Genomic DNA, 8912 nt, shown 5'->3' on the forward strand with positions numbered 1-8912 from the left:
ACAGCCCCTGCTGACCCGGCTGACTGTGCCTGCCCGGGGGGGCAACCCCCGGACCCCCGGCAGCAGCCGAACCGCTCGCGTCAGCGCCCGTTGAACGCATCCTTCAACCGCGAGAACAGCCCCTGCTGACCCGGCTGGAACTGACCCGTGGGGCGTTCCTCGCCGCGGAGTTTGGAGAGCTCGCGCAGGAGGCGCTCCTGCTCCGGGTCGAGCTTGGTCGGGGTCTGGACCTCGACGTGGACGATGAGGTCGCCGCGTCCGCCGCCGCGCAGATGCGTGACACCCCGGCCGTGCAGCGGGATCGACTGGCCGGACTGGGTGCCCGGGCGGATGTCGACCTCCTCCATGCCGTCGAGCGTCTCCAGCGGCACCTTCGTGCCGAGGGACGCCGCAGTCATGGGGATCGTCACCGTGCAGTGCAGGTCGTCGCCGCGCCGCTGGAACGTGCTGTGCGGCAGCTCGTGGATCTCGACGTAGAGGTCACCGGCCGGACCGCCACCGGGCCCGACCTCGCCCTCACCGGCGAGCTGGATCCGCGTGCCGTTGTCGACACCGGCCGGGATCTTGACCGTGAGCGTACGGCGGGACCGGACCCGGCCGTCACCCGCGCACTCCGGGCACGGGGTCGGGACGACCGTGCCGAAGCCCTGGCACTGCGGGCAGGGGCGGGACGTCATGACCTGGCCCAGGAAGGACCGGGTCACCTGCGAGACCTCACCGCGGCCGCGGCACATGTCACACGTCTGGGCGGAGGTGCCCGGGGCCGCGCCCTCACCGCTGCAGGTGTTGCAGACGACGGCCGTGTCGACCTGGATGTCCTTGGTCGTACCGAAGGCCGCCTCGTCGAGCTCGACCTCGATACGGATCATCGCGTCCTGGCCGCGGCGGGTGCGCGAGCGCGGTCCGCGCTGCGACGCCGTACCGAAGAACGCGTCCATGATGTCCGAGAAGTTCCCGAAGCCGCCGGCTCCGAAGCCGCCCGCGCCGCCGCCTCCGGCCTGCGAGAGCGGGTCGCCGCCGAGGTCGTAGACCTGCTTCTTCTGCGGGTCCGACAGCACCTCGTAAGCGGCGTTGATCTCCTTGAACCGCTCCTGGGTCTTCGGATCGGGGTTGACGTCCGGGTGCAGCTCGCGTGCGAGCCGCCGGAAGGCCTTCTTGATCTCTTCCTGCGACGCGTCGCGGCGCACGCCGAGTACGGCGTAGTAGTCCGTGGCCACTACGACTCCGCCAGGATCTGTCCGACGTACCGTGCCACTGCGCGTACCGCTCCCATCGTTCCCGGGTAGTCCATGCGGGTCGGTCCGACCACGCCGAGCTTGGCGACTGCCTCGCCGCCCGAACCGTAGCCGACCGACACGACGGACGTGGAGTTGAGTCCTGCGTGGGCGTTCTCATGACCGATCCGTACGGTCACGCCCGGATCCTTCGCCTCGCCGAGCAGCTTGAGGAGCACGACCTGCTCCTCCAGCGCCTCCAGCACCGGCCGGATCGTGAGAGGGAAGTCATGCCCGAAGCGGGTCAGATTGGCGGTGCCGCCGATCATCAACCGCTCCTCGTTCTCCTCGACGAGCGTCTCCAGAAGTGTGGAGAGCACCGTGGAGACCGTACCCCGGTCCTCGTGCTCGAACGCCTCGGGGAGATCCTCCACCAGACTCGGCACATCCGCGAAACGGCGGTTCGCCACACGGCTGTTGAGCCGCGCGCGCAGATCCGCGAGCGAGGCGTCGCCGAAGGGCGCCGGGCAGTCGACCATGCGCTGCTCGACCCGCCCGGTGTCCGTGATCAGCACGAGCATCACGCGTGCGGGCGCCAGGGAGAGCAACTCCACGTGCCGCACGGTCGAACGGGTCAGCGACGGGTACTGCACGACGGCGACCTGACGCGTGAGCTGCGCGAGCAGCCGTACCGTGCGCGCCACGACGTCGTCGAGGTCGACGGCACCCTCGAGGAAGTTCTGGATCGCGCGCCGCTCGGGCGCGGTCATCGGCTTGACGCCCGCGAGCTTGTCGACGAACAGCCGGTAGCCCTTGTCGGTGGGGATGCGCCCGGCGCTGGTGTGCGGCTGGGCGATGTACCCCTCGTCCTCCAGGGCCGCCATGTCGTTGCGGACGGTCGCCGGGGAGACGCCGAGGCTGTGCCGCTCGGTGAGGGCCTTGGAGCCCACCGGCTCCTCGGTGCCGACGTAGTCCTGGACGATGGCGCGCAGCACCTGAAGCCTGCGTTCACTGAGCATCGCGCACACCTCCAGAAGTCGTCCGCCCGTTGTCCTGCCTGTCGAGCCTGGCACTCTGCGCGTGCGAGTGCCAGCATTCCCCGGCCCAGTGTACGGCGGTGGGGTACACCCCCGGCAAGGCTGGTCGTGCGCCGCCGTGCCCCGAGCGGGGCGCACCGCTAGCGTCGCCGTATGACGGTGACTTGGGAAGACCTCGGATGGGAGCGCCTGGCCTCCGGGGTGGGGCGGTGCCGGCTTCCGGTGTGGGACTGCACGATCGGGCTGGTCGCGGGCGAGGGGGCGGCCCTCATGATCGACTCGGGGTCGAGCCTCGCCGAGGGCGCGAAACTGGGCGCGCAGGCGCGGGCACTCACCGGTCACCGTGTGACACATCTCGCGCTGACCCACCCGCACTTCGACCATGTCTTCGGCACGGCGGCGTTCCCGGACACCGAGGTGTTCGGCGCGGTGGGCGTGGACGCGCTGCTGTCGCGGGCGCGGGACCGCGAGGAACTGCGCGAGGACGGGGTGCGTCAGGGCCTCGCGGCGCCCGCGGCCCTGGAGGCGGCGCAGCGGCTGGTCCCGCCCGGCCACCTGGTCTCCGGCGAGTGGACGCTCGACCTGGGCGGCGGACGCCAGGTGCTGCTGGCGAACGTCGGCCCGGGGCACACGGCGCACGACCTGGCGGTGCTGGTGCCCGGGGATCCGGAGGTGGTGTTCTGCGGCGACCTGGTCGAGGAGTCCGGTGAGCCGCAGGCGGGTCCCGACGCGGTGCCGTCGCACTGGCCGGCCGCACTGGACCGGCTGCTCGACCTGGGCGGTGAGGACGCCGTGTACGTGCCCGGTCACGGAGCGGTGGTGGACGCGGCGTTCGTGCGGGCGCAACGGGACGCGCTGGCAGCGCGTTTCGGCGTGTCGCGGTGATCGCCGTGCGCCTTCTCCTATCGTCATCCGAATGCGCCAGTACTCCGCCGATCTGACCCCGCCGTGGAAGAAGCCGAAGCCGGTGCCCGAGGTCGAGGCGGAGCCGGGCCTGGTGGTGGAGGAGCCGGGGACCGGTTTCTGCGGTGCGGTGATCCGCTGCGAGGCGGGCACGGTGACCTTGGAGGACCGCTTCGGCAAGCACCGCGTCTTCCCGATGGAGCCGCGTGGCTTCCTCCTCGATGGCCGGGTGGTGACCCTGGTCCGCCCGGCTCCGGGCGGCCCCGCGCGTCCCACCCGCACGGCCTCCGGTTCGGTGGCCGTCCCCGGCGCACGGGCGCGGGTCGCCCGCGCCGGCCGCATCTACGTGGAGGGCCGGCACGACGCCGAGCTGGTCGAGAAGGTGTGGGGCGACGACCTGCGCATCGAAGGCGTGGTCGTGGAGTACCTGGAGGGCGTCGACGACCTGCCGTCGATCGTCTCCGAGTTCGCCCCCGGGCCGGACGCACGGCTGGGCGTCCTGGTGGACCACCTCGTGCCGGGCTCGAAGGAGTGGCGCATCGCCCAGTCGGTGGAGAGCGAACACGCGCTGGTCGTCGGCCACCCGTACATCGACGTCTGGGAGGCGGTGAAACCGTCGGCCCTGGGCATCGAGTCCTGGCCCCGGATCCCGCGCGGCCAGGACTGGAAGACAGGTGTGTGCAGGGCCCTGGGCTGGCCGGAGAACACGGGGGCCGCCTGGCAGCGGATCCTGTCGGGGGTTCACTCCTACAAGGACCTGGAGCCGGAGCTGCTGGGCCGGGTGGAAGAACTGATCGACTTCGTCACGGCTCCCTGACAGCGGTCATGCGCGCCGCCCCGGCTGCGCCCACCCGTGCCGCCGCCGCTTCGGGCATGCGCGCCGCCCCCAGCCCCCACGCCGAGCGCCTCAGTCCACGAGGTCCCGAACAACCCCGTCCGCCAGCAACCGCCCGCGCAAGGTGAGTACCGCCCGCCCCTCCTCGTACGGCCCGGCATCCAGAAGCCCGTCCGACAACGCCCTGCGCGAGGCAGCCAGCCCCTCATCCCGCAACAGCGACAACGGCACCCCCTCCCGCAGCCGCAACTCCAGCAGAATCCGCTCGACCCGCCGATCCTCGTCGCTCAGCACCTCACGCCCCGCCCCCGGCGACCGCCCCGCCGCCAACGCAGCCGCGTACGCCCCCGGATGCTTCACGTTCCACCACCGCACCCCGCCCACATGGCTGTGCGCCCCGGGCCCGGCCCCCCACCAGTCGGCCCCCCGCCAGTACAGCTCGTTGTGCAGACACCGCCCGGCGGCCGAGGTCGCCCAGTTCGACACCTCGTACCACTCGAACCCGGCGCCCGAGAGCACCTCGTCCGCGATCAGGTACCGGTCGGCGTGCACGTCGTCGTCGGTCATCGGCACCTCGCCCCGGCGGATACGACGGGCAAGCTGCGTCCCCTCCTCGACGATCAGCGCGTACGCGCTCACGTGATCCGGCCCGGCCCCCAGCACCGCGTCCAGCGACGCCCGCCAGTCGTCGTCGGACTCCCCCGGCGTGCCGTAGATCAGGTCGAGGTTCACATGCTCGAACCCGGCCGCCCGGGCCTCCGCCACACACGCCTCGGGCCGTCCCGGCGTATGGGTGCGGTCCAGCACCTTCAGCACGTGCTGCCGGGCGCTCTGCATTCCGAAGGAGATCCGGTTGAAGCCCCCCGCGCGCAGGGCGGCCAGGTACGCGGGATCGACCGACTCCGGGTTCGCCTCGGTCGTGACCTCGGCGTCCTCCGCCAGCCCGAACTCGTCCCGCACGGCCTTCAGCATCCGTACGAGGTCACCGGCGTCCAGGAGCGTGGGCGTGCCGCCGCCCACGAACACCGTGCGCACCGGCCGCGGGTCGTCGCCCAGCACCTTGCGTGCCAGCCGGATCTCGTCGGCCAGTGTCTCGGCGTAGTTGTCGCGGGACGCCAGCACGCCGCCGGTGCCGCGCAGCTCGGTCGCGGTGTAGGTGTTGAAGTCGCAGTAGCCGCAGCGGGTCGCGCAGTACGGGACGTGCAGGTAGAACCCGAGCGGGCGGTCGGCGGCCCCGGCGAGGGCGGACGCGGGCAGCGCGCCGTCGTCGGGGACGGGCTCGCCGTCGGGGAGTGCGGAAGGCATGCCTTCCATTGTCCAGCACCCGGGCGGTCAGTCCGCCTGGAGCACCAGCAGCGCCAGATCGTCCGCCGGAGGCCGCGCCCCGAACTCGTGCACGAGCCGCTTGATCCGCTCGGCTATCAGCTCCGCGTCCAGGCCGGCGCACCCGGCCAGAGCCGCAGCGAGCCCGTCCCCGTCGTCGAACTGCCGGGAGCCCGAGCGGCGCTCGGTCACTCCGTCGGTGACGCACAGCAGGGTGTCGCCGGACCGCAGCTCGAAGCTGTCGCTGGTGTAGGTGGCGTCCTCGACGACCCCGAGGAGGGTCTGGGGCTGCGCGGCCGTGTGCACCTCCCCGCCCGCCCCCAGCAGCAGGGGCAGCGGGTGCCCGGCGGAAGCGACGGTGCAGCGCACACCGCCCTCGAAGGGGACGAGCTCGCCGTAGAGCAGCGACAGGAAGCGGGTCTGGGGACCGTCGCCGGGCGGGGTGGGGCGCGCGCCGGCCGCGACCAGCGCCCGGGCGGCGGCGTCGGCGGCCTCCATGGCGTCGTCGAGCAGGAGCTGGTTGAGGCGGTCGAGGACGTCGGCGACCCTGTACCCCTCACGGGCCAGCAGCCGCAGCCAGGGCCGGGCCAGGCCGATCACGACGGCCGCCTCGGGCCCCTTGCCCTGGACGTCGCCGACGGCGAAGCACCAGCGTCCGTCGCCGGCCGGGAACAGGTCGTAGAAGTCTCCGCTGGGGCCGCCCTTGTCGTACGGCTCGTAGACGAGGGCGCTGCGCACGCCGGGGATCTCGGCCACGGCGCCGGGCAGCAGCCCGCGCTGGAGCACGGCGCTGATGGTGGCCTGCCGGGCGTACTGGCGGGCGGCGCCGATGGCGAGGGCCACCCGGCGGCTGAGGTCCTCGACGAGGCCGGTGATCTCGTCGGGGAAGCCGGCCGGTCCGGACCGCCCGATGACGAGGGTGCCCAGCGGGCGTCCCCCGGCGACCAGGCGGTACGCCAGGGCCGAACCGGGAGCGTCGTCCCCGAGCGCCTCGCCCGGCCAGGGGCAGTCGACGGGCCCGGATCCGCCCTGGTCGCGGCCGCGCTCGAACGGGGAGGCGCCCATCGGGTCGAACGGCTGCGGAGGGTCCTTCTCCAGGGCGCGGCGCAGCTCCTCGATCCGGTTCTCACTGCCGTGCCAGACCCGGGCGAGGCGTGGTCCGCCCAGGCCGCCCCCGCCGCTCCAGCCGCCCGCGGTGGCCTCGTCCTCCAGCCACACCGCGCACCAGTCGGCCAGCCGGGGCACGATCAGCTGGCCGGCGAGGGCCGCGACGAGGTCCTCGTCGAGCTGGCCGGCGAGCAGGTCGGAGGCCTCGGCGAGGAAGGACAGGGCACCGCGGCCGAGCCAGGCCCCGTCGGGCCCGTTCCGTCCGTCACGGTTCTCGTGCCGGTCCCGCCAGTCCCGGAGGTCGCTCCAGTCACGCAGGTCACGGGACTCACCTGAGCCGGGCCGGGGCCGTGTTCCTCCGTCGTGGCCCGGACTTTCTTCGTTGTGGCCTTCCTTCTCCCGCTCCTGGCACGGGTCTCGCGGCTCTCCGCCGTCCTGTGAGCCCCCGTGCCGTAAATCCCACGGCTCGCGGCCGTCGCCGTCCCTGATGCCCCGTGAGCCTCCCTTGCCCCGTAGGTCTCCATTGACCTGTGAGCCCCACGGTTCTCGGTCCTCACGCGGGTCCCAGCTGTCTCCGCCGCCACCTCCGGCCCGCAGGGCCTCCTCCGCCTCCGGGCGTGGCTCGGGTGCCAGGATCTCCGCCATCCGCAGGCCGCGCGCCGACGCGTGCTCCCCGGCGTACGCCTCGATCTGCTCGTCCGCCGCGCACGCGCCGGCGAGCAGCCGGGCCCACACGGTCTTGCGGCCCGTGCGGTAGGTGACCCCCCACGCCTCGGAGAGCGCGCCGACGAGCCGCAGGCCACGCCCGTACTCGGGGGTGTCGTGCCAGGTCTCCGGCTCGCCGCCGCGCGGGGCACGGGAGGGGTGGTGGTCGGACACCTCGACGACCACGGCCGTGTCCGGGGCGCCGCCCGTGCCGCCTTCCAGGCGGAACTCCGTCTCCACGTCGGTGCCGGCGTGCACGACGGCATTGGTGACGAGCTCGCTGACGACGAGCGCGGCGTCGTCGGCGAGGCGGTCGGTGAGGTGCTCGGCGCCGGGCAGTCCGAGCCCGGCCCACTCGGCAAGAGCCTCGCGCACCAGGGCGCGCGCGGCGCCCGGGGCGAGGGAACTGCCGGGCAGGGTCGCGTGCGCCCGCGCGCGCTCCGGTGCGGGCGCCTCGGCGGCGGGCCCGGGCGCCGTGCGGGCGGGTGCGCGTGGATCGGACGCGAGCGCCCCGGCGGACGGCGTCATCGCCTCCGCCGCCGGTGCGGGCTCCTCGGGAACGGGCCTCTCCTGAACAGGAACGGCCCCCTCCTGGACGGGAACAGGCCCCTCCTGAATGGGCACGGGCGTCTCCCAAGCGGGTGCAGGCGCTTCTGAGGCACGGGAGGCGGTCTCCCGTTGCGTCGGAATGGCCCCCATGGACAGCTCCCCGGGCAGTTCGTACGAATACGCCACAGTCGATGCCGACAGAGTGACAGACTGACCTCGCCCATAAGCGCCGAGTTACCGAAGTGGGCCGCCATGAGTGAGAACAGTGCTACTCCTGTGGTCGAAGACCGGTACGAAGACGGTCAGATTCGTGCATCCGATCTGCGCCCCCTGCTCGCCGCCATGACGGCCGCACGCGACGGCGACTTCACCAAGGTGCCGGAATCCGGCCATGGGATGGTGGCCGAGCTGACCGCCGTCCACAACCAGATCATGGACCGCAGTGTCCACTTCACCTTCGAGGTGCAGCGCGTCCGGCGGGAACTGGTGCGGCACGGCCGGCTCGACGAGCGGCTCTCGGCCAGCCCGGGCCAGGGCTTGTGGACGTCCCGGGTCGACGACGTGAACCAGTTGCTCGACGCCCTGGTCGCCCCGGCGGCCAACGCCACCCGCGTGCTGGACGCGGTGGCCGGCGGCGACCTCACCCAGCGGGTCGATCTGCACGACGGGACGCGGCAGTTGCGCGGCGATCTGCGGCACCTGGGCCGGGCCGTGAACAAGATGGTCGACCAGCTGTCCCTGTTCACCGGCGAGGTGACGCGGGTGGCCCGTGAGGTGGGCACCGAGGGCCGGCTCGGCGGACGGGCCAAGGTGCAGGGCCTGTCGGGCAGTTGGCGGGACGTGACGGAGGCCGTCAACACGATGGCGTCCCGGCTGACGGCCCAGGTCCGGGACATCGCGGCGGTGACGACCGCGGTGGCCCGCGGCGACCTGACCCGAACGGTGACGGTGGAGGCGACCGGCGAGCTGCTGGAGCTGAAGCTGACCGTGAACACCATGGTCGACCAGCTCTCCGCCTTCGCCGACGAGGTCACCCGCGTCGCCCGCGAGGTCGGCACCGAGGGCCGGCTGGGCGGCCGGGCGCAGGTGCGGGGCGTGTCCGGGGTGTGGAAGGACCTCACCGACAACGTCAACTTCATGGCGTCGAACCTGACCTCCCAGGTCCGCAACATCGCCCAGGTGACGACGGCCGTGGCCAACGGCGACCTGTCCCAGAAGATCACGGTCGACGCGCAGGGC

7 protein-coding genes are annotated in these 8912 nt (G+C 72.9%); 3 read left to right on the plus strand and 4 right to left on the minus strand.

The genetic code is table 11. The features are described 5' to 3' along the window. Positions 1 to 80: 80 nt before the first annotated feature. Entirely contained in the window at positions 81 to 1217 is a 1137-nt protein-coding gene (gene dnaJ, locus ACFCXS_RS11130; protein WP_142164010.1) for a molecular chaperone DnaJ, read from the minus strand. Continuing rightward, positions 1217 to 2233: a heat-inducible transcriptional repressor HrcA gene (gene hrcA / locus ACFCXS_RS11135; RefSeq protein WP_248500553.1), complete on the minus strand. Its 1017-nt coding sequence runs from the start codon at positions 2231 to 2233 to the stop codon at positions 1217 to 1219. Before hrcA ends, dnaJ begins: the two co-directional genes overlap by 1 nt. A 171-nt stretch (positions 2234 to 2404) precedes the next feature. On the opposite strand from hrcA, the gene ACFCXS_RS11140 reads away from it, so the two are divergent. Continuing rightward, entirely contained in the window at positions 2405 to 3136 is a 732-nt protein-coding gene (locus ACFCXS_RS11140; protein ID WP_376642974.1) for an MBL fold metallo-hydrolase, read from the plus strand. A gap of 31 nt (positions 3137 to 3167) precedes the next feature. Then, the gene (locus ACFCXS_RS11145; protein ID WP_376642975.1) at positions 3168 to 3971 is read left to right on the plus strand and encodes a DUF3097 domain-containing protein; all 804 of its coding nucleotides are present in this window, start codon (positions 3168 to 3170) and stop codon (positions 3969 to 3971) included. A gap of 90 nt (positions 3972 to 4061) precedes the next feature. Here the strand turns inward: ACFCXS_RS11145 and hemW are convergent, their stop codons facing one another. Beyond that, entirely contained in the window at positions 4062 to 5294 is a 1233-nt protein-coding gene (gene hemW / locus ACFCXS_RS11150) for a radical SAM family heme chaperone HemW (RefSeq protein WP_376642976.1), read from the minus strand. Positions 5295 to 5321: 27 nt separating this feature from the next. Continuing rightward, the gene (locus tag ACFCXS_RS11155; protein WP_376643033.1) at positions 5322 to 7652 is read right to left on the minus strand and encodes a SpoIIE family protein phosphatase; all 2331 of its coding nucleotides are present in this window, start codon (positions 7650 to 7652) and stop codon (positions 5322 to 5324) included. A gap of 273 nt (positions 7653 to 7925) precedes the next feature. Between ACFCXS_RS11155 and ACFCXS_RS11160 the strand changes: the two genes are divergently transcribed. Continuing rightward, the coding region (locus tag ACFCXS_RS11160; RefSeq protein WP_376642977.1) for a HAMP domain-containing protein at positions 7926 to 8912 on the plus strand (987 nt) is incomplete at its 3' end.

Source organism: Streptomyces sp. NPDC056373 (assembly GCF_042262425.1).
Classification (GTDB): domain Bacteria; phylum Actinomycetota; class Actinomycetes; order Streptomycetales; family Streptomycetaceae; genus Streptomyces.

Coding starts and splice junctions, on each gene's coding strand:
- hrcA (WP_248500553.1), bottom strand. CDS start 2,233: ATGCTCAGTGAACGCAGGCTTCAGGTGCTGCGCGCCATCGTCCAGGAC.
- ACFCXS_RS11140 (WP_376642974.1), top strand. CDS start 2,405: ATGACGGTGACTTGGGAAGACCTCGGATGGGAGCGCCTGGCCTCCGGG.
- ACFCXS_RS11145 (WP_376642975.1), top strand. CDS start 3,168: ATGCGCCAGTACTCCGCCGATCTGACCCCGCCGTGGAAGAAGCCGAAG.
- hemW (WP_376642976.1), bottom strand. CDS start 5,294: ATGCCTTCCGCACTCCCCGACGGCGAGCCCGTCCCCGACGACGGCGCG.
- ACFCXS_RS11155 (WP_376643033.1), bottom strand. CDS start 7,652: ATGACGCCGTCCGCCGGGGCGCTCGCGTCCGATCCACGCGCACCCGCC.